The following is a 26113-nucleotide window of genomic DNA, read 5'->3' on the forward strand; positions in this document are numbered from 1 at the left end:
GGGCAGACGGTAACTTCGGAACGAGAGCGCAGGAAAGGAGCACCGATGGCGGAGAAAGACACGCCCCTCCCCTGGCCCGTCCTGCGCCAGTTCCTCGGTAAGGACCTGCTCGGACGCGGCAAGGCCGCACGGTCCCGTCGTACCGAGGAGATCGAACCGCGCACCTCCACCGCCGATCGTGTCGCCCGCAGCGTGTGCCCCTACTGCGCTGTCGGATGCGGACAGAAGATCTTCGTCAAGGACGAAAAGGTCGTCCAGATCGAAGGCGATTCCGACAGCCCCGTGAACCGCGGGCGCCTGTGCCCCAAGGGCTCGGCGAGCAAGAACCTCGTCACCAGCGAGCTACGCGAGACCCGGGTCCGCTACCGCCGGCCCTACGGCACCGAATGGGAAGACCTCGATCTCGACACGGCCATGGAGATGGTCGTCGACCGCGTGCTGAAGACCCGCCGCGAGACCTGGCAGGAATTCGACGACAAGGGCCACCGTGTCCGGCGCACGATGGGTATCGCCAGCCTCGGCGGTGCCACGCTGGACAACGAAGAGAACTACCTCATCAAGAAGCTGTTCACAGCGATGGGGGCGGTCCAGATCGAGAACCAGGCCCGCATATGACACTCCGCCACCGTCCCCGGTCTGGGGACCAGCTTCGGGCGCGGCGGCGCCACCGGCTACACAGCCGACCTGGCCAACGCTGACTGCATCATCATCCAGGGTTCCAACATGGCCGAAGCCCACCCGGTGGGCTTCCAGTGGGTCGTGGAGGCCCAGAAACGCGGTGCCCGCGTCATCCACATCGACCCGCGCTTCACCCGTACCAGCGCGGTGGCGGACAAGCACGTCCCGATCCGGGTCGGCAGCGACATCGCCTTCCTCGGCGGCATCGTCAACTACATCCTGAGCAACGGGCTGGACTTCCGCGAGTACGTCGTCAACTACACGAACGCCGCGGTGCTCGTCAGCGACAAGTTCGAGGACACCGACGATCTCGACGGGCTCTTCTCGGGCTTCGACCCCGAGAAGCGGACCTACGATCCGACGAGCTGGCAGTACGACGTGGAGGACGAATCCGGCGACCTGCACAAGTCGCAGGCCAACGGCTCCGACGAGCACGCCGAGCATCGGGACACGGCCGCGGGCCTGCAGAACGAGTCGCACGGCATGCAGACGGCGAGCCACCCGAGGCGCGACGAGACCCTACAGCACCCGCGGTGCGTCTACCAGGTGCTCAAGCGGCACTTCGCCCGCTACACCCCCGAGGTGGTCGAGCAGGTGTGCGGCGTCTCGCAGGAGGACTTCCTCGACGTCTGCCGCGCGTGGACCGAGAACTCCGGTCGGGAGCGGACGACGGCGCTCGTCTACAGCGTGGGCTGGACCCAGCACAGTGTCGGTGTGCAGTACATCCGCACCGGCGCGATCCTGCAGCTGCTGCTCGGCAACATGGGCCGCCCCGGCGGAGGCATCATGGCGCTGCGCGGTCATGCCAGCATCCAGGGCTCGACCGACATCCCGACGCTGTTCAACCTGCTGCCCGGCTACCTGCCGATGCCCGACGCGAACAAGCACCGCTCGTTCACGGACTGGGTCGACAGCGTGCGCAACCCGGGCAGCAAGGGTTTCTGGTCGAAGGCCGACGCCTACGCGGTGAACCTGCTCAAGGCATACTGGGGCGACGCGGCGACCGCCGACAACGACTACTGCTTCGACTACATGCCGAAGATCACCGGCGACCTCGGCACCTACCGTTCGGTGCTCGACATGATCGATGGAAAGGTCAAGGGCTACTTCCTCCTCGGGCAGAACCCGGCCGTCGGCTCCGCCCACGGGCGCGCGCAGCGGCTCGGGATGGCGAACCTCGACTGGCTCGTGGTGCGCGACCTGTTCGAGATCGAGAGCGCCAACTTCTGGAAGGACTCCCCGGAGATCGAGACCGGTGAGATCGTGACCGAGGAGTGCGCCACCGAGGTGTTCCTCTTCCCGGCGGCCTCCTACGCCGAGAAGGAAGGCACCTTCACGCAGACCCAGCGGATGCTGCAGTGGCGGGAGAAGGCCGTCGAGCCGCCCGAGGACTGCCGCTCGGAACTGTGGTTCTTCTACCACCTCGGCCGCATGATGCGGGAGCGTCTGGCCGAGTCGACCGACGAGCGCGACCGTCCGCTGCTCGACCTGGCATGGGACTACCCCGTGCACGGCGAGTACGACGAGCCGAGTGCCGACGCAGTGCTCATGGAGATCAACGGCTACGACGTCGCGACCCGTCGGCCACTGTCGTCGTTCACCGAGATGAAGAACGACGGCTCCACCCTCGGTGGCTGCTGGATCTACACCGGGGTCTACGCCGACGGCGTCAACCAGGCCAACCGGCGTAAGTCCCGGCACGAGCAGTCGTTCGTGGCTCCCGAGTGGGGCTGGGCGTGGCCGATGAACCGCCGCATCCTGTACAACCGGGCATCCGCCGACCCCAAGGGCAGGCCGTGGAGCGAACGCAAGGCCTACGTGTGGTGGGACGAGGACGCACAGCAGTGGACGGGTGCGGACGTGCCGGACTTCGAGAAGACGAAGCCGCCGAGCTACCGCTCCCCCGACGGCGCCGACGGTGTCGAGGCGCTCGAAGGGATCGATCCGTTCGTCATGCAGGGCGACGGCAAGGGTGCCCTCTACGCCCCCCAGGGGCTCGTCGACGGTCCGATGCCGACGCACTACGAACCGGTGGAGTCGCCGTTCCGCAATCCGCTCTACGCGCAGCAGTCCAACCCGACGCGCATGGAGTACCGGCGTGACGACAATCCGATGAACCCCTCACCGCCGGAAGAACACAGCGACGTGTTCCCCTTCGTGTTCACGACGAGTCGTCTCACCGAGCACCACACCGCCGGCGGCATGAGCCGCTATCTCGAACATCTCGCCGAACTGCAACCGGAGATGTTCGTGGAGGTCTCCCCTGCCCTGGCGGCCGAACGGGGACTCGAGCACATGGGCTGGTGCCACGTCGTCACCGCCCGCTCTGCGATCGAGGGCCGGGTCCTGGTGACCGAGCGGTTGCGTCCGCTGAAGGTGGAGGGACGGACCGTCCACCAGGTGTGGATGCCCTATCACTGGGGCAGCGGCGGCATGGTGACCGGCGACTCGACCAACGATCTGTTCGGAATCACGTTGGACCCCAACGTGCTCATCCAGGAGACCAAGGTCGGTACGTGCGACGTCCGGGCAGGACGCCGACCGTCCGGAGCGGCACTGCGGGAGTACGTCGAGGGATATGCGCGGCGGGCCGGGGTAACCGATCACGTGTACCCACCCATCGTGACGGTCCCGGACGGCGATACGGCCTCGGACGACCCACGTGCCCCGGAGGAGGACGAGTGACGGGTCCCAACAGCTTCTTCGGACCGATCGACCCGGCACCCGATGCCGGGTACGAGGATCCGCCGGCTCGCAAGGGCTTCTTCACCGACACCAGTGTGTGCATCGGGTGCAAGGCCTGCGAGGTGGCCTGCAAGGAGTGGAACGACGTCCCCGAGAACGCCTTCGCGATGCTCGGCACCTCGTACGACAACAGTCATTCGCTCAACGCCAATCAGTGGCGGCACGTCGCCTTCATCGAGCGCCCTGCGGAGTCGAAACCGCCGGTCTCGCTGGGGATGCCGACCGTCGGCGCGACCCCGACGGAGCTTCCGGAGGAGGAGAAGCCGGACTTCCGCTGGTTGATGTCCTCGGACGTGTGCAAGCACTGCACCCACGCGGCGTGCCTCGACGTGTGCCCGACCGGGTCGCTGTTCCGCAGCGAGTTCGGCACGGTGGTCGTGCAGGACGACATCTGCAACGGCTGCGGATACTGCGTCGCTGCGTGCCCGTACGGCGTCATCGACCGTCGCAAGGGTCCAGAGGGCGACCCGAAGGTCGGTATCGCCCAGAAGTGCACGCTCTGTTACGACCGGCTCACCGACGGCCAGACCCCGTCCTGCGCGCAGGCGTGCCCCACGGAGTCGATCCAGTACGGCGACGTCGAGGAACTGCGCGCTCGCGCCGAGGAACGACTGGCCGCCCTGCACGAGCGCGGCGTGAGCGAGGCACGACTCTACGGCAACGATCCCGAGGACGGGGTCGGCGGGACCGGCGCCTTCTTCCTGCTCCTCGACGAACCGGAGGTCTACGGCCTGCCGCCGGATCCGGTGGTGACGACCAAGGATCTGCCGGAGATGTGGACCCGCGCCGCAGTGGCAGCGGTCGCGATGCTGGCGGGCGCCGCCGCGTCGTTCCTGAGGAGGCGCTGATGACCCAGGTGCAGCACGGCGGCAGCCCGGGCAACCCCCGCCGGTCCGGAGGTGGTCGCGGCGGCGACCGGGTGATGGTGCCGGAGGCCGACTTCGAGTCCTATTACGGACGCCAGATCGTGAAGCCGGCCCCGTGGGAACACGACATCGCGATCTATCTGTTCACCGGCGGCGTGGCCGCGGGCAGCTCGCTGCTCGCCGCGGGTGCCGATCTCACGGGGCGGCCCGCCCTGCGTCGCGTCGCCCGATTCGGTTCGCTCACATCGCTGCTCGTCAGTGTCGGTGCGCTGGTTCACGATCTCGGCAAACCGAGCCGCTTCCTCAACATGCTGCGAGTCGCCAAACCGACCTCCCCGATGTCGGTCGGTACGTGGATCCTGTCGCTGCACGGTCCGTTCGCGGGCGTCGCGGCGGTCGCGGAGATCGCCGCGATGCTCCCCGCTCGGTGGAAGCGCGGGCCGGTGCGCCTGCTGCTCGCCCTCGGCCGGCCCGCCGGGATCGTGGGTGCACTGACGGCACCGCCGGTCGCCGCCTATACCGGAGTCCTGTTGTCCGACACCGCAACCCCAGCCTGGCACTCCGCCTTCAAGGAAATCCCCTTCGTGTTCTGTGGGTCGGCAGCGGCCGCATCGGGTGGTCTCGGACTGCTGGGTGCGCCGGTCGCCGAGGCCGGGCCGGCACGCGCCTTCGCCGTCGGCGGTGCGCTCGTCGAACTCGCGACCGAGCAGCAGATGGAGAAGTCGATGGGCCTGTCGGCCGAGACGCTCCACCAGGGCCGCCCCGGGCGACTGATGAGGGCCAGCAAGGCATTGACGGTGGCCGGCGCGCTCGGCGCACTCGCCGGCCGCCGCAATCGCGTGGTATCGGCAGTGTCCGGTGCCGCTCTCATGGCCGGTTCGCTGTGCACGCGACTCGGTGTCTACGAGGCCGGCATCGCGTCGGCGAAGGATCCCAAGTACACCGTCGTTCCCCAGCGTGAACGAGTCGATCGCGGGGAACCCGTTCGTTACCGCAGCTGAGATCCGGCTCGCGGGCAGGACGAAGGAGAACGCATGGACTCCGGCAAGCCTACGCGCGAACCACACGGCGACGCCGCGACGGCTCAGCCTCCGGGCAGCTTCCGCTGGCTCCTCGTGGCCGGGGGTCTGTTGCTGCAGTTCTCGATCGGCGCGGTCTACGCGTGGTCGGTCTTCGGCGGAGCCCTCGAGAACGCCGACTCCTGGCAACTGAGCACGGTCCGGGCCTCACTGCCGTTCACCGTGACCATCGGCATGATCTTCATCGGCACCTATCTCGGTGGCCGACTGCAGGATCTGAAAGGTCCCCGAGTCGTCGCGTTGATCGGCGGCATCATCTATGCGCTCGGCATCCTCCTCGCCTCCTTCACCGACGGAGCCGAGGACTACTGGCTGCTCATCCTCGGGTACGGCATCATCAGCGGTTTCGGGCTGGGCTTCGCGTACATTGTCCCGATCGCCATGCTGCAGAAGTGGTTCCCCGACAAGACCGGTCTCATCACCGGACTCGCTGTGGGCGGTTTCGGGTTCGGCGCCGTCCTCACCTCGCCGGTCGCGCAGTGGCTCATCGACCGGAATCCGGACGACCCCACGAGCGCCTTCCTGCCTTTGGGTATCGCCTACCTCGTGATGTCGCTGGCCGGTGCGGCACTCTTCCGCAACCCGCCCGAGGGGTACACCGTGCCGGGCTTCGACCCCGTCGGCCGCGACGGCAGCGGAGCGGACCGCGGCAAGGAGTACACCCAGAACGAGGCCCTCCGCACGCCCCAGTGGTACCTACTGACCGCCATCCTCACCCTGTGCGTGACCGCCGGCATCTCCCTGATCTCGCAGGCGAAGCCGAGTGCGTCCGACATCGCCGGTTTCAGCACCTCCGGCGCGGCGGCACTCGTGGGCGTGCTCGCGATCTTCAACGGCGCCGGCCGGATCGTGTGGGCGGCGATCTCCGACCATATCGGCCGGATGAAGACCTTCACCGCACTGCTCGTGCTGCAGGGCGTGTGCCTGATCGTGCTGCCGCATGCCACCGGCGTGGTGCTGTTCTCGGTCCTGGCCGCGATCATCTATCTCTGCTACGGCGGCGCATTCGGCACCATGCCCGCCACCGCCGGCGACTTCTTCGGGGTCCGCAACGCCGGCGCCATCTACGGCCTGATGCTCATCGGGTGGAGCATCGGCGGCATCATCGGCCCGATCATCGCGTCTACGCTCCTCGGCGACGACAAGGCCTATACCCTCGCCTACACCACCATCGGCATCATCGCGCTCGTATCGGTCGTGCTCACGATGATCACGAAGGTACCCGCGGCACGCCGGGAGTCGGCCTCGGCCCGGTCCTGATCCGGAGCGCCGCCCTGCTCGCTCACACTCGGGGCGCTTCGTGGGTGTGCAACCACGAGACGACCTGCGTGCGGGAGTGCACGCCGAGTGTGTCGAGGATCCGTTCCAGGGCACCGTTCGCCGCGTCGACTGCAGAGCCGAGGCGCCCGAGATGGAAATGGGCGAGCCCCGAGACCCACAGCGCAGAGGCCTTGTTCCACCGCTCGCCGTGCTGGCCCGCCATCTCGACGACACGAGCACACGCCTTCAGGGCGTCGTCGCGTCGTCCGTCGTAGGTCTGCGCCATCGCCAGCTGGAACAGGCAGGTCAGGTGGGCGGCGTGGTGGCCGTGCGCACGATGCACCCGGGCCGCACGGAGGTAGAGGCCGATCGCCTCGGCCGTCGCCCCGCAGAACAGTGCGTGCAGAGCGCTCCAGTGCGCGACGAGGTGGCCGGGTTCGTCACCCCGCACCACCTCGAGCGTCCCCGCGCGGTAGGAACTCGATCCGCCCTTCCGATCCGCTACTCCGCGGGAGGGGCCGAGCGACGATCCGACGTCGCCGGCCCTTCTCCGCGTTCCTCGTCGTCGCGCGCGGCGCGGGCGGCCTCGCGCATCTCGATCGCGTCGGTGATCAACTCACCGATCTCGCGGGTGACGTCGCGGACCGCTCCGGTGATGATCCCCGCGATCGCGCCGACGTGGGTGGCCGCCGACTCGGTGACCTCCTGGATCGTGTCCTTGTTACGCTCGAATCTTCCCACCATGTTCGACCCCCTCGATCGTGTCGTCCGCGAGGGTACCCGCATCGTCGAGCGGGCGATCGGTGGAGCGGTGACGTTCGACGATCACCCGCGACCCGGGTTCGGGCGCGAACCAGCCGGGAGGGAGAGCAAGCGTGAAGATCTTCTTCCACACCGACGTCACCTGGGCGGTGAAGCCACCGGTGTTGTACGGAAGTCCGTGCTTCTCACACAGTTCCCTGACCTTCGGCGCGAGCTCCGGATAGCGGTGCGCCGGCAGGTCGGGGAACAGGTGGTGCTCGATCTGGTGCGACAGGTTGCCCGACATGATGTGGAACAACGGCGACCCGGTGATGTTCGCGCTGCCCAGCATCTGCCGGACGTACCACTCACCACGGGTCTCCTCGGCGGTCTCCTCCTCCGTGAAGGACTGCACGCCGGACGGGAAGTGGCCGCAGAAGATGATCGAGTACGCCCACACGTTGCGCACCAGATTGGCGGTCGCGTTGCCGAGCAGCGTCGGGAAGAACATCGGTCCGCTCAGCAGCGGGAAGGCGATGTAGTCCTTGATCACCTGACGGCGCGCCTTGCGCCACCAGCCTTTCGCGATCGGGATCACGTCGCGCCACGAGCGTTTCCCGGCGACGATCCGGTCGACCTCCGCGTCGTGCATCATCACGCCCCACTCGAACAGCAGCATGAGGGCGGTCGCGTAGACCGGGTTGCCGAGATAGTAGGGATGCCACTTCTGGGCCGGGTCCATGCGCAGGATCCCGTATCCTATGTCGCGGTCCTGGCCGAGGATGTTGGTGTAGGTGTGGTGCACGTAGTTGTGCGAGTGCCGCCACTGGTCCGACGGGCACACCGTGTCCCATTCGAAGACACGGGAATTCAGCGACGGCTCGCGCATCCAGTCGTATTGACCGTGCATGACGTTGTGCCCGATCTCCATGTTGTCGAGGATCTTCGACACGCTCAGCGCCGCGACACCGGCGACCCATGCGGGCGGGAGGAATCCGACGAAGAGCAGACCGCGACCGGCGATCTCGAATCCGCGCTGCGCCCTGATGATCCGGTAGAGATACTCACGGTCCTCGTCACCGAGGGATGCGAGCGTCTGCTCCCGCAGTGCGTCGAGTTCGCGGCCGATCTCCTCGACACTGTCGTGGTCGAGGACGAGCGGTTCGTTCTCGACCGAAGAGCTGCGGCCGGACAGGAAGGGCAGGAAGGGAACGGTGGGTAGGGACAATCCGAACATGATGTCCTCCAATGATTTCGGTGGTGTCGCCGGACGGCCGGTTCAGAGTTCGACGGCGACGTCGCCGACCGGGGCGTTGACACAGATCTGGATGCGGCGGCCCGGTTCCGAATCGACGTCGCCGGTACGCACGTCGCGCGTGCACCCCGACAGCCGGACGGCGGTGCAGCTGTGGCAGATGCCCATGCGGCATCCGTGTTCGGGCGTGAGACCGGCCGCTTCGGCCTGTTCGAGCAGCGTCGACCCGGTGTTCTGGGCAACCACGCCGGATTCGGCGAAGGAGATCTCGCCGCCGGCATCGTCCGTCGACACGACCGGTGGTGCGAGGACGAATTCCTCGGTGTTCACCATCGTCTCGGCGCCCTGTTCGGCGTAGACCTCGCGGATGCCCGCGACCATCTCCGCCGGACCACACACGAAGGTGGGCGTGTCGGCGTACCAGGGTGCGACGGCCGCGAGGTGGCTGCGGTCGAACCGACCCTGCAGCAGCCCGTCGTCGGAGCGGGTGTGCGCGTGGACGATCTCGATGTTGGGTCGGTCGGCAAGAGCGTCGAGTTCGGCGCGGCGCGGAACATGCCCGGGGGTACGGGTGTAGTAGAGCAGCACCGCGCACCCGTCGTACCCCTCGGCGACGAGACCGGACAGCATCGACAGCACGGGAGTCAGCCCGGAGCCCGCGGCGACGAACAGCAGACGTCGGGGGCGTGGGCTCGGCAGCACGAACTCGCCTGCGGGAGAACCGAGTTCGATGACGTCTCCGACCTGCGCTCGGTCGTGGAGGTGGCGTGAGACGGTACCCTCGGGATGCCTGCCGATGGTGAACCGCAGGTCGGGCCGGCGCTTCGACTCCGCTTCGACGAGCGTCGGCGAGTAGCAGCGCGTATGCCGCACACCGTCGACACGCACCGACACGGTCACGTACTGCCCGGGTAGGGGTCGGCACGGCTGTGCGGGGCGCACCGTGATCGTGAGCGAGTCGGTGGCGCTTCGGTCCACATCTGTAATCCGGGCATAGTTCGCCGACGTGACGAGAAGCGGGTCGGCGAGTTCCAGGTAGCGGTCCGGGTGATGCGGGTAGGACAGCACTCCAAGTGCCTCTACCAGCAATTTTCGCAACGAACCCGAGCGCCGGACGGGCGTCGGACGGGCGCGCACGATCATGTCTGTCCGCCTTTCGGTAGACCTCTGCGTGCTCAGTGAACGAATGTGCACTGAAATCAGTGTGGCAGCCGGACACACCCGCCTGTCAACCCCGATGTGACTGCTGACACAGATGTACGGACACCGCTGGGAACGTCATGCCTAGACTCAGGGGGTGTCCACCGCTTCCGCACCTCCGCCGACCACACGCGCCGAACGCAAGGAACGCACACGTCAGGCGCTTCTCGACGCCGCCCTCGACCTGTCCGCCGACCGGGGACTCGGCGGGCTGAGTCTGAGGGAGGTGGCCCGTCACGCGGGCATCGTGCCCACCGCGTTCTACCGGCACTTCTCGTCCATGGACGAGCTCGGCGTCACCCTTGCGGCGGACACGATGCGGGTACTTCGGCGCCTGCTGCGCGACGCGCGTCGCACGCCCGGTCCGGCAGGTGCGCGGCAATCGCTCGACGTGCTGGTCCAACAGGTACGGGCACACAAGGCGGCTTTCCGGTTCCTGGCACGCGAACGCCACGGCGGCGTTCCCGAGGTCGCCGCCGCGATCTCCGTCGAACTGCGCCTGCTGACCAGCGAGCTCGCCGCCGACCTGGGCCGCTCCCCGGGCCTCGAGGACTGGGAGTTCGACGATCTCGAGATGGCCGCCGATCTGCTGGTCACCGCGATGCTCGATTTCGTCCTCGACCTGCTCGCCGTCGAACGTCCCGGCAGTGCGCAGGAATCGGAGGTGGTCACGCGCGCGGAGAAACAGATGCGTCTGATCCTGCTGGGCGCGGCGGCGTGGCGGCCGCGACGGACGTCGAACGACCGGTGACGGGTCGGCGCGACGCCGGTTCGTCGAGGTGGCCAGGAAATCCTGTCGCAGACACTCCTCTTCCGTAACGTGGTTCCCATGGCATCGACCGAACCCGCCACCTACGACGACCTGACCTTCGACGTGCGCGTGGCGGGTCCGAGGGACGGCCCACCCGTCGTGCTCCTGCACGGCTTCCCCGAGACATCACGCAGCTGGACGCCGGTGGCGCGCCTGCTCGTCGAGCGCGGTTTCCGCGTGATCGCCCCCGACCAGCGCGGGTACTCCCCCGGTGCCCGGCCGAACGGCGTCGAGCACTACGCGGTGCCGGCGCTCGCCGGTGATGTCCTCGGCCTGCTCGACGAGTTCGGGCTCGATCGCGTCCACCTCGTCGGACACGACTGGGGCGCCGCTGTGGCGTGGTACTTCGCCGCCCACAATCCCGACCGCGTCTCGGCGTTGACCGCGGTCTCGGTCCCCCACCTCGCCGCCTACGGCTGGGCGTTGCGGGAGGACGCCGACCAGCGCGAACGCTCCTCCTACATCGGTCTCTTCCGCGAGGAAGGCAAGGCGGAGACCCTGCTCCTCGCCGACGACGCGCGGCGCCTGCGGGCGATGTTCACCTCCGCAGTCGACCACGACTCGGTCGACCACTACGTCTCCGCCCTGTCCGCGCCGGGCGCTCTCACCGCCGCCCTGAACTGGTATCGCGCCATGACGCGGGATCTCGATTCGACTCCCCCGGTCCGCGTCCCGACGACCTACATCTGGAGCACCGCCGACATCGCGATCGGCCGCGCCGGCGCCGAACGCTGCGGCGAATTCGTCGACGCCGAGTACGACTTCGTGGTCCTGCCCGACGTCTCGCACTGGATTCCGGAGGAAGCGCCGGCCGAGATCGCGAACGCAATCTCGCGGCGACGGAACGGCTGAGAGTCCACCGACCGTGGCTTCCGGCCGCCGGGAAAGTGGTGGTAGATCGAGCCGCGCGGCGCCCCGCTGTTCTCGAGCACGTCCCGGAACGACGTGGCCGCGACACCTCGTTCTCTCATCAGCGCGATCGCGCCGGCGATCATCGCCGCGCGCGGTCCGTCCCGCCGTTCTGCAGCGATCACCCGTTCCTCCGGCAGTGGTGGTTGTCCCCCATACTCTGTGTATGTTGTCGTACGGATCCGATCCTGCGCGACACCATCTTCCGAGGAGACCCTGCCATGACCGACGTCTCGGTGACCACTCACGTCTTCGACGCTGCCGTCGACCTGTTCGAGGTCCGGGACGATCGCACCGAAGGGCACACGCACCCCGCCTACGCGAACATGGTCGGCCCGTTCGGCGGTATCACCGCCGCGACTCTCCTCCGCGCGGTCGAACGACACCCGGACGTCCTCGGCATGCCGCTGTCCCTGACGGTCAACTACGCCGGCCCCATCGCCGACGGACCGTTCGACATCGCGGTGCGCCCGGTGCGCACGAACCGGACCACCCAGCACTGGTCGATCGAACTGTCGCAGGGCGGCGAGGTCGCCACCACCGCAACGGCCGTCTTCGGTCTCCGTCGCCCCACCTGGTCGTCGACCGAACTGCAGGCGCCGGCCGCCCCGGCACCCGACTCGCTCGAGCCGACACCGCTGCCCGACTTCATCGCGTGGGCACGCAACTACGAGATGCGGTACACCGCAGGAGTCGTTCCCGAGGAGGGCAGCGCGGAGGTCGCCGACTCCACGTCGACGCTGTGGGTCCGCGACGTCCCGTCGCGCCCGCTCGACTTCGCCTCGCTCACCGCGATGTGCGACATCTTCTACCCCCGGGCATTCCTGCGTCTGGGTCGGGTGCTGCCGGCCGGCACGGTCTCGATGACCGTCTACTTCCACGCGGACCCGGAGACCGTTGCCGCGCAATCCGACAGCCCCGTGCTCGCGACCGCACGTGCGAATCGGTTCGAACAGGGCTTCTTCGACCAGAGCGCACAACTGTGGGGTCGCGACGGCGTTCTGCTCGCGACCTCGCACCAGATCGTCTACTTCAAGGCATGAGCGGGACGGTCGGTATTCGATCGACCCGACCGGTCGGCATTCGGCGCCCGCTCCGGTCACCGGCACACCTGTAGCCTCGGAAACATCCACCCACCGGATTGCGAGGTCCACTGTGACGATGCCGAGACTTCTCCGACGATCGGGGGTCATCGCCTGCGCCGCAATCGCGTTCACGACCGTGGGCACGGTCGCCTGCGCCGACACGCAGGACATGCCCCCGGCTGCGGACTACGCGTCGTACGTCGCCCTGGGAGACTCGTTCACCTCCGGGCCCGGCATCCCGCCGCAGACCGACGGCGATCCGTGCGGGCGGTCGGAGAGCAACTACCCCACCCTCGTCGCGACCGATCTCGGTATCGAGGACTTCGTCGACGCGTCGTGCGGCGCCGCCACCTCACTCGACTTCGCGATGCCGCAGACCACCTTCCGCGGCGCGACGGTGCCACCGCAGTACGACGCGCTGCGCCCCGACACCGAACTCGTCACTGTGGGTATCGGCGGCAACGACATCGGTCTCGTCCAGCTGGCGCTGGGATGCGTCAATCTCTCGGCGCCACCCGACGGCGCGTCGTGCGCGATCACGAACACCCCGGACGGCACCGACCGTGTCGACGCCGCCATCGACGCCTTCGCGCCCGTCTACACCACGGTGATCGACGAGATCCGCCGGCGTTCCCCGGAGGCACGCATCGTGCTCGTCGGCTATCCCACCGGAATCCGCGACGGCGGGTGCTTCCCCGAGCAGCGGATCTGGCCCGACGACGCGACCTACCTGCAGGAGAAGATCGACCGGTTGAACACCGTCATGCGCGAGCAGGCCGAGGCCGCGGACGTGGACTACGTCGATCTGCGCGATTCGAGCCGCGACCACGACGTGTGCGCCGATCCGGAGACCCGGTGGATGGCCGGCCTGCAGCCGGCCGCCGGATCGATCCCGCTGCATCCGAACGCGGCCGGGCACCGCAACGCCGCCGACCAGGTGCTCGCCACGATCACCGACTGAGCCGGTTCACGCCTGCTCCGGCGTCTCGGGAGCCCGCACGGCGAGCAACGACACCAGGCCCGCGCCGAGCACGATCAGCAACCCCACGATCCCCGCTCGGTCGGTGCCGAACCACCACACGAAGAACCCGAACAGCGTCGGTGCCAGAAACGACACCGCACGTCCCGTCGTCGCGTAGAGACCGAACATCTGCCCCTCCCGTCCCGGCGGGGTCAGGCGCGCCAGGAAGGTCCGCGCCGACGACTGGGCCGGACCGACGAACAGACACAGCACCAGACCGAAGATCCAGAACATCGTCGGACCCGACACCACGAGCAGGACGATGCTGGTCGCGATCATCGCGACCAGCGAGCCCACGATGACCGCCTTGGGCCCGACCCGGTCGTCGACGCGTCCGGCCACCAGTGCGCCCACCGCGGAGACGACGTTCGCGGCGACACCGAAGATCAGCACATCGCCCGCTCCGATCCCGTAGACCGTGACGGCGAGGACCGCCCCGAAGGTGAAGACGCCGGCGAGACCGTCCCGGAACAACGCCGACGCCCCGAGGTACCAGATGGTGCGACGATCCGCCCGCCACAACTCCGTCAGGTCGCGCCACAGCACGCGGTAGGACTCGACGAAACCGGCGCGGCGGGCGACGTCGCCACGCGCGACCGGCTTCTCCGGGACGGCGAGCAGCACGGGCACAGCGAACACCGCGAACCACACGGCCGCGAACAGCGCGACGAGCCGGATGTTGGTGCCGCCCTCGGTGGGCACACCGAGGAAACCGCGGGTGTCGCCGTCGCCGGCGATGAACCCGGTGTAGCACAACAGCAGGAGCACGATGCCACCGAAATAGCCCATCGCCCAACCGAAGCCCGACACCCGTCCGATGTCGTCCGGCGTCGACACCTGGCGCAGCATCGAGTTGTACGGGACCTGCGCGAGCTCGGCCATCACGGATGCCACGCCGAGCAGGACCAGCCCGAGCCACAGATAGTGGTAGTCGTCGCGCACGAAGTACATCGCCGCCATCGCCGCGACGGTGACCCCGGTGAGGATGCCCAGCGACCATTTCCGTCGCCCGACTGCGTCGAACCGCTGGCCCGACACCGGCGCGGTCACGGCGATGACGAACCCGGCGATGCCGAGCGACCATCCGAGCCAGGTGCTCGCCGAGATCCCACCCGGCAGGTCGTCGCCGACCGCGTCGGTGAGATAGACGGAGAATACGAACGTCAGGATCACGGCGTTGAACGCCGCGGAACCCCAGTCCCACAGACCCCACGAGACGACCTGACGACGTGTCGTAGCCTCCCCGGCCCCGCTCGCCGTGTCCGTGAACGCATTCATGCCCCGGAGCCTAGGCTTCCGGAGCTGCGGTGGCATGGAACGACTCCGTCGCGCGGCACCGAACGACTCGGCCCCATGGCCGGGGCCGGCCCGGTCGCCGCTCCCGAGCCTGCCGCTACGCTGACCCACTGTGACTCTGCCGAATCCCCATCCCGATGCCCGTGCCGTCGTCACCGGAGCGTCCTCCGGCATCGGCGAGGCCCTCGCAACCGAACTCGCCACCCGCGGCCATTCGCTGATCCTGGTCGCCCGTCGCGGAGAGGTGATGGAGGTCCTCGCCGAGACCCTGCGCGCGAAGCACGGCGTGACCGTCGAGGTGCGCGCCTGCGATCTGTCGGACCGCGACGCACGGACACCACTCGCCGACGAACTCGGACGTAGGCGCATCAGCATCCTGTGCAACAACGCCGGTATCGCCACCTTCGGCGCGGTCGCCGAGCTCGACGCGGCCTACGAGCGGGCACAGGTCGAGCTCAACGCCGTCGCCGTCCACGACCTCACCCTCGCGGTGCTGCCGCAGATGGTCGAGCGGAACTCCGGCGCGATCCTCATGGTGGGTTCGGCCGCAGGCAACATGCCGATCCCGAACAACGCCACCTACGCCGCGACGAAGGCGTTCGTCAACACCTTCTCCGAGTCCCTGCGCGGTGAGCTCAAGGGCACCGGCGTGCATGTCACGCTGCTCGCCCCCGGCCCGGTGCGCACCGAGGAACCCGACCCGGCCGAGGCGTCGATCGTCGACAAGCTGGTCCCGGACTTCCTGTGGATCTCGAGCGAACACACCGCGAAGGTGTCGCTCGACGCGCTCGCCGCGAACCGGATGCGCATCGTGCCCGGTGTGATCAGCAAGGCCATGTCGGCTGCCGGTCAGTTCTCGCCGCGGTCCATCTCGGCCCCGATCGCCGGCGCGTTCTACAAGAAGCTCGGCGGCAGCTGACGGGCCACCGCCCAACGAATCGTTCCTTCACCGCCTTCGGCGGCGTCCTGTGCCGAATAGACTCCGGCCGATCTCCCGGCCGGCTGCGGACGCCGCCGAGCGGATGAAGCTGCGCACGGCTGCGCTGCCGAGCACCTGCTCCACGACCGACGCCCCGGCATCGTCCGGCGCCTGCGACGGCATGTCCGGGATCGGTTCGATGTCGGTGGCCCCGACCACCGATGCGGTGAGCTTCTCGTAGGCCGATTCCCGGTCGATGGTGCGGCCGTACTTCCCGTAGAGCGGGTTCGCTTGCGCCGACGCACGCATCGCGCTCTCCCCCACTGTGCCCATCAGCGAGCGCGGCGGTCGCAGACGCGTCCAGGCGACGGGCGTGGGCGTGCCCAGTTCGGACAGGACCGTCACGATCGCCTCCCCGGTCGCCAGACCGGTCAGAGCGTCGGCGAGATCGTAGGCGTCGGTCTTCGGGAAGGTACGCACCACCTTCGCGAGCGCGGCCTCGTCCTCGGGGGTGAAGGCGCGCAACGCGTGCTGGATCCGCGCTCCCAGTTGTGAGAGCACGCTCCGGGAGATATCGGTGGGCGACTGCGTACAGAAGACCACACCGACGCCCTTGGACCGGATGAGCTTCACGGTCTGTTCGATCTGCTGCAGGAACGCCTTCGACGCATCGGTGAAGAGCAGATGCGCCTCGTCGAAGAAGAACACGAGCCGCGGTGTGTCGACGTCGCCGACCTCCGGTAGCGACTGGAACAGGTCGGCGAGCAACCACATCAGGAATGTCGAGAACAGCGCGGGTCGAGTGGCCTCGTCGCCGAACTCGAACAGGTTGATCGTGCCCTGACCGTCGATCACCCGCAGCAGGTCCTCGACCTCCAGTTCGGGTTCGCCGAAGAATCCGTCCCCACCCGCGTTCTCGAGGTTGACGACCGCGCGGAGGATGACGCCGGCGGTCGCGGGCGACACGGCACCGAGATCGTCGAGTGCACCGCGCCCTTCGTCGCTCGTCAGGTGGCGGATCACCTGCCGCAGGTCGGCGAGATCGAGCAGCGGCAGGCCGTTGCGGTCGGCCCAGTGGAAGATCAACCCGAGAGTGGACTCCTGAATGGCGTTGAGCCCCAGCACCTTCGAGAGCAGGATCGGCCCGAACGAGGTGACGGTGGCGCGGACGGGGATACCGACCCCGTCGGTACCGAGCGAGTAGAAGGCCACAGGGTGCCCCGTGGGCGTCCAGTCCTCGTCGCCGGTGTCGCCCGCGCGGTTGAGCACCGCATCGTCGGGCTCGCCGGCGGCCGACAGGCCCGACAGATCGGACTTCACGTCGGCCATCACCACCGGCACCCCCGCCGCCGACAGTTGTTCGGCCATGACCTGCAGCGTCTTGGTCTTGCCCGTGCCGGTCGCACCGGCGACCAGCGCGTGACGATTCAGAGTGGCGAGCGGGATGCGCACCGGCGCGTCGGGATCGGCGACGCCGTCGAGCACGACGGTGCCCAGTTCCAGCGCCTCGCCGATCACCTCGTACCCGGCCGCGATGGTCGCGGCGGTGATCTCCGGCTTGTCGGTCATGCTCGCCCCCTCCGGCCTCGACCTCGCCCACTGCGACGGTACCGGGCCGTCGAACCCACGGAAGAACCATTCCTATCGGATGCCGGAATTGTCGCATTACAGTGATTCCGATCACAACCGCAGCGGCACGGTTTCCCAGCTAGTACACCGTGTTGACCTGCACTTTCTCTACGAGAATCCGTTCCGTCGACGACGTGAGGATCGTTCGCAAAAACAACGACGTGTGCTAGCAACGAACTACGCGACATATTCCACGAACACAGGAGAAACACATTGACGCCCAAGATCGCCATTCTCGGAGCAGGTCCCAGTGGACTCGCACAGCTGCGCGCTTTCGAAGCAGCCCGAAAGGCCGGTCTGGAGCAGATCCCCGACATCGTCTGCTACGAGAAGCAGCCCGACTGGGGAGGAATGTGGAACTACACCTGGCGCACGGGACTCGACGAGCACGGTGAGCCCGTCCACGGGAGCATGTACCGCTACCTGTGGTCCAACGGCCCGAAGGAATGCCTCGAGTTCGCCGACTACTCCTTCGAGGAGCACTTCGGACGCCCCATCCCGTCGTACCCGCCGCGCGCCGTCCTGCTCGACTACATCATGGGTCGCGTCGAGAAGAGCGACGTGCGCAAGTACATCCGGTTCAACACTGCGGTGCGGTGGGTCGAGTGGTCCGACGAGACGCAGAAATTCACCGTGACGGTGATGAACCACGACCGGGGCGCGCTGGAGTCCGACGAGTTCGACCACGTCGTCGTCGCCACCGGACACTTCTCCACCCCGCAGGTCCCCCACTTCGACGGTCTCGACCGGTTCCCGGGACGTGTGCTGCACGCCCACGACTTCCGCGACGCCCGCGAGTTCACCGGCAAGCGACTGCTGCTCGTCGGCAGCAGCTACTCGGCCGAGGACATCGGAACGCAATGCATCAAGTACGGCGCCGAACAGGTCACCTTCAGCTACCGCAGCGCACCGATGGGTCACCACTGGCCCGAGCAGTTCTCCGAGGTGCCGTTGCTCACCCATGTCGACGGCAAGGTCGCCCACTTCCGTGACGGCAGCACCCGCGTGGTCGACGCCATCGTGCTGTGCACGGGGTACAAACACCACTACCCGTTCCTGCCCGACGAACTCGCACTGCGCACCGACAACCGGCTCTACCCGCGCGACATCTACAAGGGCATCTTCTTCCAGCGCAACCCGAAGCTGATGTACCTCGGCGCACAGGACCAGTACTTCACGTTCAACATGTTCGACGCCCAAGCCTGGTACGCACGCGACTTCATGCTCGGCCGCGTCGACCTGCCCGACTTCGACACCCGCGAGCAGGACATCGACCACTGGCGGGCACGCGAGGAGAAGCTGTCGTCGCCGGTGGAGGAAATCGACTTCCAGGCCGCGTACATCCGCGATCTCGTCGACCGCACCGACTACCCCGAGTTCCACGTCGAACGCCAGGGGGAGGTGTTCAAGCAGTGGAAACAGGACAAGAAGCGCGACATCATGGGCTACCGCAACAACAGCTACCCCTCGACGCTCACCGGCACCGTCGCTCCGCCGCTGCCGGCACCGTGGATGGAGATCCTCGACGACTCCCCCGAGTCCTTCCTTCGGCACGACTTCACCGCCCCGGAAGTGAGCACAGTGGGCCGGACCCTCGACCGGCAGTACACCCTGGCGGCACGTCGTTCCACCCGTCCGGCGGCGCCGCGCACGGCCTCCGTGAAGGCGTGAGGGTGCCCGTTTCCTACCGGACCGTCGACGCCGCGCCTCATGGGTGCGGCGTCGGTGGATAGTCTGTCTGTCGTGCAGGACAAACTGGTATGGATCGACTGTGAGATGACGGGGCTGCGTCTCGGCAGCGACAAACTGATCGAGATCGCGGCTCTGGTCACCGACAGTGATCTCAACGTGCTCGGCGAGGGCGTGGACATCGTGATCCACGCCGACGACGACGCCCTCGCCGACATGCCGGAAGTCGTGCAGCAGATGCACGAGCGGTCCGGCCTCACCGAAGAGGTGCGCCGCTCGACGGTCAGCCTCGCCGAAGCGGAGAAGCAGGTCCTCGCGTACATCCGGGAGCACGTCACCGAGGCGGGCACGGCGCCGCTGGCCGGCAACTCCATCGCGACCGACCGCGCGTTCATCACCCGCGACATGCCCGAGCTCGACAACTACCTGCACTACCGCATGGTGGACGTCAGCTCGATCAAGGAGCTGTGCCGGCGCTGGTATCCGCGCATCTACTTCGGTCAGCCGGAGAAGGGCCTGTCGCACCGGGCACTAGCGGACATCAAGGAGTCGATCCGCGAACTGCGCTACTACCGGCGCACGGCCTTCGTGGCGCCTCCCGGCCCCACTCCGGCCGATCTTGCAGCCGTCGTGAAGGACCTGGGACCGGCCTGACCAGCCGATTCGTCTTTTTCGTCTTCGTCAGGCTAGTATCTGTACCGCAGGCGCAAGCCACCGAAAGGTTGCCGGCGAATGCAATGGTGAGTGTAGTTCAGTTGGTAGAGCACCAGGTTGTGATCCTGGCTGTCGCGGGTTCGAGTCCCGTCACTCACCCCGAAGAGAACCCCCGATCGGATTTCCGATCGGGGGTTTTCTCGTTCCCGGAAGAATCCTCACGCACAGCGGTTCCTCACGCGCAGGCCGGTCTATTCGAACGAGCGCGTCACGAAAGCGTCGACGTCGGCCCGGGAGCGCTCCACCGTCGTGTAGTGCCCGGCCATATAGACGCGGTAGTCGACGTCCGCCCCTGCGACCTTCATATCGGCTGCGAGCGCCGCGGACAGCGGCAACGGGACCATCACGTCGTGGATGCCGTGCGCGAGGAAGACCGGCCGGTCGTAGCCGTCCACCGGGGCGGCGAGATAATCGGCCAGCAGCGACGGCATCGGACCCTCGGCCAGCGGGCGCGCGAGCAGATCCCCGACCGGGATGTCGCGCACCGACTCCTCGAGATCGTCGTAGCAGAGCTCTTCGGCGCGATCGACGACCTCACGGCCGATCGGGGTCAGGTAGCTCTCGACGTCGGCCTCGGGGTAGGCGTCGCGCAGCCCAGCGAAGATGTACCCGCTGAAGCTGACGAGGCCCCACAGTCCCGGATCGGGGAAGCCCGGGACGCCGATCGTGAAGGCCCGTTCGAGGTTCGCCGGAGCACCCGTCGCGACCGTTCCGCGGAAGTCGAGTTCGGGAGCGCGGGAGGTCGCGATCGCAGCGGTGTGCAGCGCCGCGTGTCCTCCCTGCGACTGCCCCATCACGATCCAGCGCTCCGACAGCGGCGCCCCACTGTCGCGGGCGGCCCGGACGATGTCGACGATGCTGTTCGCGGCGCTGGGGCCGTCGAGATAACGGTGGAGGCCCTCGGAGCCCAGACCCGGGAAGTCGGCCGAGACGACCGCGTACCCGGAATCGAGCCAGTGCTGCAGATAGGTCCGCTCGAGATCGGAACGCGGCGTGCGGGTCGTGAGCGCGCAGTCGTCGCCCACACCGGTCGTGCCGTGTGCCCACGCGATGACGGGCCAGCCACCCTCGGGGGCATCCCCCCCGGGCAGGAACAACGCGCCCGTGGCGACGGTCGGCTCCCCCGACCGCCACTCGGTGGCGTACTCGAGCTTGATGGCCGTCGCGGCACCGGGCACCGACAGTTCGTCGGGCAGCGGCTGTTGCGAGACCACCGAACCCGGTGCCGGAGCGGTCGACGACGCGACCGGCGAGGCCGCCGCCCCTGCCGGTGTCAGCGCCGCGAGCAGCACGGCACCGCAGAAGGCAGCGCTCCACCATCTCCCCCGAACGGCCATCGATCCCCCTTCACCCGTCACGCCGCAGCGTTGCCGGCTTTCCATGTCGACCACGGGATGTTCCAGTCACCGAGTCCGTCCGTTCCGGGGAGGGTGCCGCCCACGGTGTTGCGGACCACGACGATGTCGCCGCGCTTGGTGTTGTCGAAGATCCACTTGGCGTTGGCGGGGCTGAGGTTCAGGCAGCCGTGACTGACGTTGCGCACACCCTGGTCGCCGAGCGACCACGGCGCGGAGTGGAAGAAGATGCCGCTGTAGGACATCCGCGTCGCCCACTCGACCGGCGTGCGGTAACCCTGCGCCGAGTCGGAGGGGACGCCGTAGGTGGACGAGTCCATGATCATGGACTCGAACCGGTCGCCGATGATGTAGACGCCGTTGGGCGTGGGCGTGGAGTCCTTGCCGAAGGAGGTCGGCATCGCGATGACGTCGACGCCGTTGCGCGTGACAGTGACCTGCTTGGTCGCGTCGTCCGCCGTGATGACCACCGCATCGCCGATGGTGAAGGACGAGTGGACGTCGGACTGACCGAAGAGGCCGTCGCCGAGATCCTTGCCGTAGACGTTCACATCGACGGTGATGGCGGTGCCGGGCACCCAGTAGTTCTCCGGCCGCCACCGCACCTCGCGGTTGTTGACCCAGTAGAAGGCGCCCTCGACGGGCGGGTTCGTGGTGACGGTGATGGCCGCCTCGGCCGCGAGCCGATCCGGGATGTTCTCGTCGAACTGCACGGCGATCGGCTGGCCGATACCCACGATCGAACCCTCACCGGGCAACACGTAGGGCTGGGTGAGATTGGCCGGCGACGAGGTGGTGAAGGCCGCCGTCGACGTGGTCGCGCCGCCGAGTCCGTACGCGACGGTCTCGAGCGTGTAGGAGCGGTTGTAGCCGAGCGGTGCGGTGTTCACCCAGGTGAGTCCGTCGTCGGCGAGTTCGCCCTGCACCGGCTCCCCTGCAGGGTTGAGCAGGGTCACCGAGTCGAGCTTGCCGTTGACCACCGAGACCGTCACCGGGTCGATCGGCGAGAAGCCGACCGATCCGTCGGCGACACTCGACGACACCGTCGGCTTGATCAGCGCCGCCACGGGATTGGAATCGATGGGCACTTCTTCGGCGCCCGTTCCCGAACCGCCGGCGCATCCCGTGACGAACGCAACAACGCCGACGACGACCACTCCGAGGATTCCCCGTACCCGACGACCCCGGGGGTTCCCCGCACTCGACTCCGTCACTTCCATACTCCGATCCCGCCTCCCCCAAGGCACCGAAAACGCACGTCACAACACCGAACACGATGATGCCAGCTTCTCTTGCGGCCGACCCGACGCGACTCCCCCGTACGTCGGTAACGTTCGAATGACAATCGCTCCGACCGTCCGATCCGTTACCCCCACAACCTTACAGAAACATTCTGACCAGCCGATTTGGCGCGTCGCGCGACGGTGTGTAATGTTCTTCTCGTTGCTGGGACGACATCCCGGGAACACATCGTCAAGCGCCATTAGCTCAATTGGCAGAGCAGCTGACTCTTAATCAGCGGGTTCGGGGTTCGAGTCCCTGATGGCGCACAACACGAAGGCCGGACACCCAGTGTCCGGCCTTCGTTCTGGCGGTGACACCGTCCTCCGCGTCGCCCGGCGACGACCGGGAGACACATCGCCACGCGCCATTAGCTCAATTGGCAGAGCAGCTGACTCTTAATCAGCGGGTTCGGGGTTCGAGTCCCTGATGGCGCACAACACGAAGGCCGGACACCGGAAACGGTGTCCGGCCTTCGTCGTTCGCGGCGGTTCGGCCCCGGAACGAGGAACACCCACGCCGGGTCGGCGTGGGTGTTCCTGTGTGCAGCCGGGGATCAGCGCAGGATTCTGCGCAGTACCAGCAATCCGACGACCGTGCCGGCCGCGATCGCCGCGTACTTCTTCACCTGCGGCTGGTTCACCTTCGCGAGGATGGTCTGCTTCGTGCTTGCCACCAGATTCTTCGGGTTGGCGCGGACGCTCAGTTCGTCGAGTGTGCTCGCGAGCTGATTGCGGGCCTTCTCGATCTCCCGCTCGATGTCCTCGGTGTCCCTAGCCACGTGTCCTCCAGAAGGTCGCTGCAGTGTGCTGCGACCACGGTAATGGACGCGCGCCGGGAATGGCTGCACGGTCCACTACTGTCGCCTCCATGACCGAGAACAGCAGACTCGCCCCCGGTGATCCCGCACCCGATTTCACCCTTCCCGATGCCGACGGCAACGAGGTGTCGCTGTCGGATTATCGCGGACGCAAGGTCATCGTGTACTTCTACCCAGCCGCGAGCACCCCGGGATGCACGAAGCAGGCGTGCGACTTCCGCGACAGTCTCGCCGAGCTGAACGAGGCGGGCCTCGAGGTGATCGGCATCTCGCCCGACAAGCCTGCCAAGCTCGCGAAGTTCCGCGACGCCGAACAGCTGACCTTCCCGCTGCTGTCGGATCCCGAGAAGATCACCCTCCAGGCATGGGGTGCCTTCGGCGAGAAGAAGATGTACGGCAAGACCGTCACCGGCGTCATCCGCTCGACCTTCCTCGTCGACGAGGACGGGAAGATCGAGGTCGCGCAGTACAACGTCCGCGCGACCGGGCACGTGGCGAAGCTGCGCCGCGACCTGTCCGTCTGACGCCCGGGTGCCCGGCCGGCAGCGTTACCGCGGCGCCAGCGAGGTCAGCAGCAGCGCCTCGGCTACGGCGAGATTCTCGATCTCGGTGGGGTCGACGCTCTCGTTCGGCGCGTGGATGACGCAGCGCGGTTCCTCGACGCCGATCAGGGCGATCTCGGCCCGCGGCACGGCGCGGTGCAGCGCGGTGCACAGCGGGATCGATCCGCCCTGCCCGGCGGTCCCGACCTCCCGGCCGTAGGCGGCCTCGAGCGCCGCGCGCAGTGCGGCGTAACCCGGACCGTCCGTCGCCGCCCGGAAGGGTTCGCCGAGGACGTCGCGGTCGATGCTCAGATGCGCTCCCCACGGGACGTGGGCCTCGAGATGGGCAACGAGCGCGTCCTGGGCGGTGCGGGCGTCGATGCCGGGCGGCACGCGCAGGTTCAGGCGTGCGGACGCGCGTGGCACGACCGCGGCGGCCGATCCGACCATCGGCGGAGCGTCGATCCCGAGGACGGTCAGTGCCGGTCGCGCCCACACCGCGTCGGCGACGGTTCCGGAGGTGGGGAGCGAGACACCGTCGAGCACGCCCGCGTCGGCGCGGAAACGGTCTTCGGGATAGGGCACACCGTCCCAGGTCGCGGTGCAGTCCAGTCCGTCGACGACGGTGTTGCCGTGCTCGTCGCGCAGGGTGCCGAGCAGATGGATCAGCGCGGCCAGCGCGTCGGGGGCCGCTCCCCCGTACATCCCGGAGTGGATCTCGCCCTTCAGCGTCTCGATGTGGACGTCGACGTTCGCGATGCCCCGCAGCGTCGTGGTGAGGGTGGGCCGGCCCACCTCGGCGTTGCCGCTGTCGCCGATGACGATGAGATCGGCGTCGAACATCTCGGGTCGTTCGGCGACGAGGTGGTCGAGGCCGGCGCCGCCCATCTCCTCCGAGCCCTCGACGACGATGCGGACACCGACGGGCAGTGGGCCGTCCGCACACAGCGCCCGCAGTGCGAGCAGGTGCATAACGACGTTGCCCTTGCAGTCGGCGGCGCCGCGGCCGTACCAGCGGCCGTCCCGTTCGGTGAGCGTGAAGGGCTCGCTGCGCCAGAGTGATTCGTCGCCGGGCGGCTGAACGTCGTAGTGGCTGTAGAGCAGAACCGTCGGGGCGCCGTCGGGGGCGGGCGTGTGTCCGAGTACGGCGAGCGAGCCGTCGGCGGTTTCGATCGTCTCGACGCTCTCGATTCCCGCCTCGGTGAAGGCATCCCACACCCAGTTCGCTGCACCGACGCATTCCTCCACCGGGAACTGGCGCGGATCCGCGACGGAACGGAACGCGACGAGCCGCGCGAGATCGTCGCGCGCAGCCGGCATCGCCTCCCGGATCCGCTCGCGGATGCGCTGCGTCGCGTCGGTGTCTGTCGCTGTCATGATCCGTCCTCCGCACGTCGGATGAGTACGTCGATTCCGTCCAGCAATCGTTCGAGACCGAAACGGAAGTCCTGCTCGTGCCATACTGCCTCGTCGTCGGCGTCGCTCCCGTCGGGGTCGAACGCGCCGCCCTCGACCGCCGCCAGCACCGAGGGGTACTTCTCGGGATCGAGGATGCGCCGCAGCATCGCCGGGGTGTCGGCCGGGTCGTCCGCGACATCGGTTCCGAGTTCCCACGAGAAGCGTGCGCGACCGATGGCGTAGAGCGAGATCATCATCACCACCTGCACCTTCGCAGGTTCGTCGAGTGGGGTGGCGGACAGCGCGCCGAGTCCCGCGTCGAGCCAGAGCAGGTTGTTGGGATAGTACGGCGCCGTGCGGATCGGGTACTGCGTCAGCCACTTGTGCGCGCGCAGACTCCGGTACTCGGCCATCGCCCATGCCTCGAGCCGTTCCCGCCAGTCGCCTCCGACCGGTAGCTCGGGGGGCGACCCGATGGCGCGGTCCCACGCGAGTTCGACGAGCTGGTCCTTGTTGCTCACGTAGCGGTACAGCGACATGGTGGTGAAACCCAGTTGCTTGGCCACCCGGCTCATCGAGAGCGCTTCGAGCCCTTCGGCGCCCGCCACCTCGATCGCCGCATCGAGGACTTGTTCGAGCGTGAGTCCCCGTCGCGGGCCCCGGGTGCCGGTATCGCTCAATCCCCATGCCAGCTGCACACTCTGCGGCAGCGGATCGTCGGGCTCGGGACTGCTCATGCTCCTCCAGATTTCGGGTCTTGCCGCCATCCTAAAACTGCGTACGCTATACACATCGGTATATTGCATACACAGTTAGTGAG

Annotated in this window: 23 protein-coding genes, 3 tRNA genes and 1 pseudogene; 15 read left to right on the forward strand and 12 right to left on the reverse strand. The window is 67.8% G+C overall.

The features are described from left to right. Positions 1-45: 45 nt before the first annotated feature. The 4 genes from fdh to M3330_RS03400 are packed head-to-tail and all read left to right on the forward strand — an operon-like array spanning position 46 to position 6628. The gene (fdh, locus tag M3330_RS03385) at positions 46-3363 is read left to right on the forward strand and encodes a formate dehydrogenase (protein ID WP_255026989.1); all 3318 of its coding nucleotides are present in this window, start codon (positions 46-48) and stop codon (positions 3361-3363) included. Then, complete coding sequence (locus M3330_RS03390) at positions 3360-4271, forward strand: 4Fe-4S dicluster domain-containing protein (RefSeq protein ID WP_024100544.1); 912 nt, start codon at positions 3360-3362, stop codon at positions 4269-4271. Before fdh ends, M3330_RS03390 begins: the two co-directional genes overlap by 4 nt. Continuing rightward, a complete protein-coding gene (gene nrfD / locus M3330_RS03395; protein WP_064256404.1) occupies positions 4271-5290 on the forward strand; it encodes an NrfD/PsrC family molybdoenzyme membrane anchor subunit in 1020 nt (339 codons plus the stop codon). The genes M3330_RS03390 and nrfD overlap by 1 nt, the downstream gene beginning before the upstream one ends. A 33-nt stretch (positions 5291-5323) precedes the next feature. Continuing rightward, on the forward strand, positions 5324-6628 hold the full coding sequence (locus M3330_RS03400) for an OFA family MFS transporter (RefSeq protein ID WP_255026990.1): 1305 nt from the start codon (positions 5324-5326) through the stop codon (positions 6626-6628). A 22-nt stretch (positions 6629-6650) separates the two neighbouring features. Here M3330_RS03400 and M3330_RS03405 read toward each other — a convergent pair whose 3' ends face one another. The 4 genes from M3330_RS03405 to M3330_RS03420 are packed head-to-tail and all read right to left on the reverse strand — an operon-like array spanning position 6651 to position 9692. Then, positions 6651-7079 carry a hypothetical protein gene (locus M3330_RS03405; RefSeq protein WP_198040610.1) on the reverse strand — a complete coding sequence of 143 codons (429 nt, stop codon included), beginning with the start codon at positions 7077-7079 and terminating at the stop codon, positions 6651-6653. A gap of 50 nt (positions 7080-7129) precedes the next feature. Next, positions 7130-7372, reverse strand: coding sequence for a hypothetical protein (locus M3330_RS03410; RefSeq protein WP_006554382.1), 243 nt, complete (start codon positions 7370-7372; stop codon positions 7130-7132). Further along, positions 7350-8606, reverse strand: a complete 1257-nt coding sequence (locus M3330_RS03415; protein ID WP_255026993.1) for an acyl-CoA desaturase — start codon at positions 8604-8606, stop codon at positions 7350-7352. Before M3330_RS03415 ends, M3330_RS03410 begins: the two co-directional genes overlap by 23 nt. Positions 8607-8648: 42 nt before the next feature. Continuing rightward, the gene (locus tag M3330_RS03420) at positions 8649-9692 is read right to left on the reverse strand and encodes a ferredoxin reductase (protein ID WP_255026995.1); all 1044 of its coding nucleotides are present in this window, start codon (positions 9690-9692) and stop codon (positions 8649-8651) included. Between the two features lie 229 nt (positions 9693-9921). Between M3330_RS03420 and M3330_RS03425 the strand changes: the two genes are divergently transcribed. Next, a complete protein-coding gene (locus tag M3330_RS03425; protein WP_006554379.1) occupies positions 9922-10575 on the forward strand; it encodes a TetR family transcriptional regulator in 654 nt (217 codons plus the stop codon). 78 nt (positions 10576-10653) lie between these two features. Continuing rightward, the gene (locus tag M3330_RS03430; RefSeq protein WP_024100537.1) at positions 10654-11487 is read left to right on the forward strand and encodes an alpha/beta fold hydrolase; all 834 of its coding nucleotides are present in this window, start codon (positions 10654-10656) and stop codon (positions 11485-11487) included. Positions 11488-11507: 20 nt separating this feature from the next. Here M3330_RS03430 and M3330_RS03435 read toward each other — a convergent pair. Beyond that, a pseudogene (locus tag M3330_RS03435) lies at positions 11508-11630 on the reverse strand (helix-turn-helix domain-containing protein); the annotation flags it as partial. A 135-nt stretch (positions 11631-11765) separates the two neighbouring features. Here M3330_RS03435 and M3330_RS03440 point away from each other — a divergent pair. Both M3330_RS03440 and M3330_RS03445 read left to right on the forward strand, forming a co-directional pair. Further along, a complete protein-coding gene (locus tag M3330_RS03440; RefSeq protein ID WP_071934743.1) occupies positions 11766-12587 on the forward strand; it encodes an acyl-CoA thioesterase II in 822 nt (273 codons plus the stop codon). Positions 12588-12705: 118 nt separating this feature from the next. Then, entirely contained in the window at positions 12706-13590 is an 885-nt protein-coding gene (locus M3330_RS03445; protein ID WP_248689903.1) for an SGNH/GDSL hydrolase family protein, read from the forward strand. 6 nt (positions 13591-13596) lie between these two features. Here the strand turns inward: M3330_RS03445 and M3330_RS03450 are convergent, their stop codons facing one another. Beyond that, positions 13597-14928, reverse strand: coding sequence for an MFS transporter (locus tag M3330_RS03450; protein WP_255027001.1), 1332 nt, complete (start codon positions 14926-14928; stop codon positions 13597-13599). A gap of 130 nt (positions 14929-15058) precedes the next feature. On the opposite strand from M3330_RS03450, the gene cmrA reads away from it, so the two are divergent. Beyond that, positions 15059-15865 carry a mycolate reductase gene (gene cmrA / locus M3330_RS03455; protein ID WP_006554373.1) on the forward strand — a complete coding sequence of 269 codons (807 nt, stop codon included), beginning with the start codon at positions 15059-15061 and terminating at the stop codon, positions 15863-15865. Between the two features lie 27 nt (positions 15866-15892). Here the strand turns inward: cmrA and M3330_RS03460 are convergent, their stop codons facing one another. After that, on the reverse strand, positions 15893-17434 hold the full coding sequence (locus tag M3330_RS03460; RefSeq protein ID WP_019289005.1) for a helicase HerA-like domain-containing protein: 1542 nt from the start codon (positions 17432-17434) through the stop codon (positions 15893-15895). 273 nt (positions 17435-17707) lie between these two features. On the opposite strand from M3330_RS03460, the gene M3330_RS03465 reads away from it, so the two are divergent. The 3 genes from M3330_RS03465 (at position 17708) to M3330_RS03475 (ending at position 19996) form a co-directional block, all read left to right on the forward strand. Then, on the forward strand, positions 17708-19165 hold the full coding sequence (locus tag M3330_RS03465; protein WP_255027004.1) for an NAD(P)/FAD-dependent oxidoreductase: 1458 nt from the start codon (positions 17708-17710) through the stop codon (positions 19163-19165). A 72-nt stretch (positions 19166-19237) separates the two neighbouring features. After that, a complete protein-coding gene (orn, locus tag M3330_RS03470; RefSeq protein WP_024100533.1) occupies positions 19238-19837 on the forward strand; it encodes an oligoribonuclease in 600 nt (199 codons plus the stop codon). A gap of 86 nt (positions 19838-19923) precedes the next feature. Beyond that, a tRNA-His gene (locus M3330_RS03475) sits at positions 19924-19996 on the forward strand. Between the two features lie 92 nt (positions 19997-20088). On the opposite strand, the gene M3330_RS03480 is transcribed toward M3330_RS03475, so the two are convergent. Together M3330_RS03480 and M3330_RS03485 are read right to left on the reverse strand one after the other, a co-directional pair. Then, entirely contained in the window at positions 20089-21234 is a 1146-nt protein-coding gene (locus M3330_RS03480; RefSeq protein WP_255027007.1) for a lipase family protein, read from the reverse strand. Between the two features lie 17 nt (positions 21235-21251). Beyond that, positions 21252-22409, reverse strand: a complete 1158-nt coding sequence (locus M3330_RS03485; protein ID WP_006554354.1) for an Ig-like domain-containing protein — start codon at positions 22407-22409, stop codon at positions 21252-21254. Between the two features lie 320 nt (positions 22410-22729). Between M3330_RS03485 and M3330_RS03490 the strand changes: the two genes are divergently transcribed. Continuing rightward, positions 22730-22802, forward strand: a tRNA-Lys gene (locus tag M3330_RS03490). A 95-nt stretch (positions 22803-22897) separates the two neighbouring features. Next, positions 22898-22970, forward strand: a tRNA-Lys gene (locus M3330_RS03495). 119 nt (positions 22971-23089) lie between these two features. Here M3330_RS03495 and M3330_RS03500 read toward each other — a convergent pair. Next, complete coding sequence (locus M3330_RS03500) at positions 23090-23314, reverse strand: DUF3618 domain-containing protein (protein ID WP_006554762.1); 225 nt, start codon at positions 23312-23314, stop codon at positions 23090-23092. A gap of 89 nt (positions 23315-23403) precedes the next feature. On the opposite strand from M3330_RS03500, the gene bcp reads away from it, so the two are divergent. After that, positions 23404-23877, forward strand: a complete 474-nt coding sequence (gene bcp, locus M3330_RS03505; protein WP_006554761.1) for a thioredoxin-dependent thiol peroxidase — start codon at positions 23404-23406, stop codon at positions 23875-23877. 24 nt (positions 23878-23901) lie between these two features. On the opposite strand, the gene M3330_RS03510 is transcribed toward bcp, so the two are convergent. After that, positions 23902-25272 carry a dipeptidase gene (locus M3330_RS03510; RefSeq protein ID WP_255027009.1) on the reverse strand — a complete coding sequence of 457 codons (1371 nt, stop codon included), beginning with the start codon at positions 25270-25272 and terminating at the stop codon, positions 23902-23904. Then, positions 25269-26030: a TetR/AcrR family transcriptional regulator gene (locus tag M3330_RS03515; RefSeq protein ID WP_033096434.1), complete on the reverse strand. Its 762-nt coding sequence runs from the start codon at positions 26028-26030 to the stop codon at positions 25269-25271. The genes M3330_RS03510 and M3330_RS03515 overlap by 4 nt, the downstream gene beginning before the upstream one ends. Between the last annotated feature and the right edge of the window lie 83 nt (positions 26031-26113).

This window comes from Rhodococcus sp. GA1 (genome assembly GCF_024321955.1).
In the GTDB taxonomy this organism is placed as follows: Bacteria; Actinomycetota; Actinomycetes; order Mycobacteriales; family Mycobacteriaceae; genus Rhodococcus; species Rhodococcus pyridinivorans.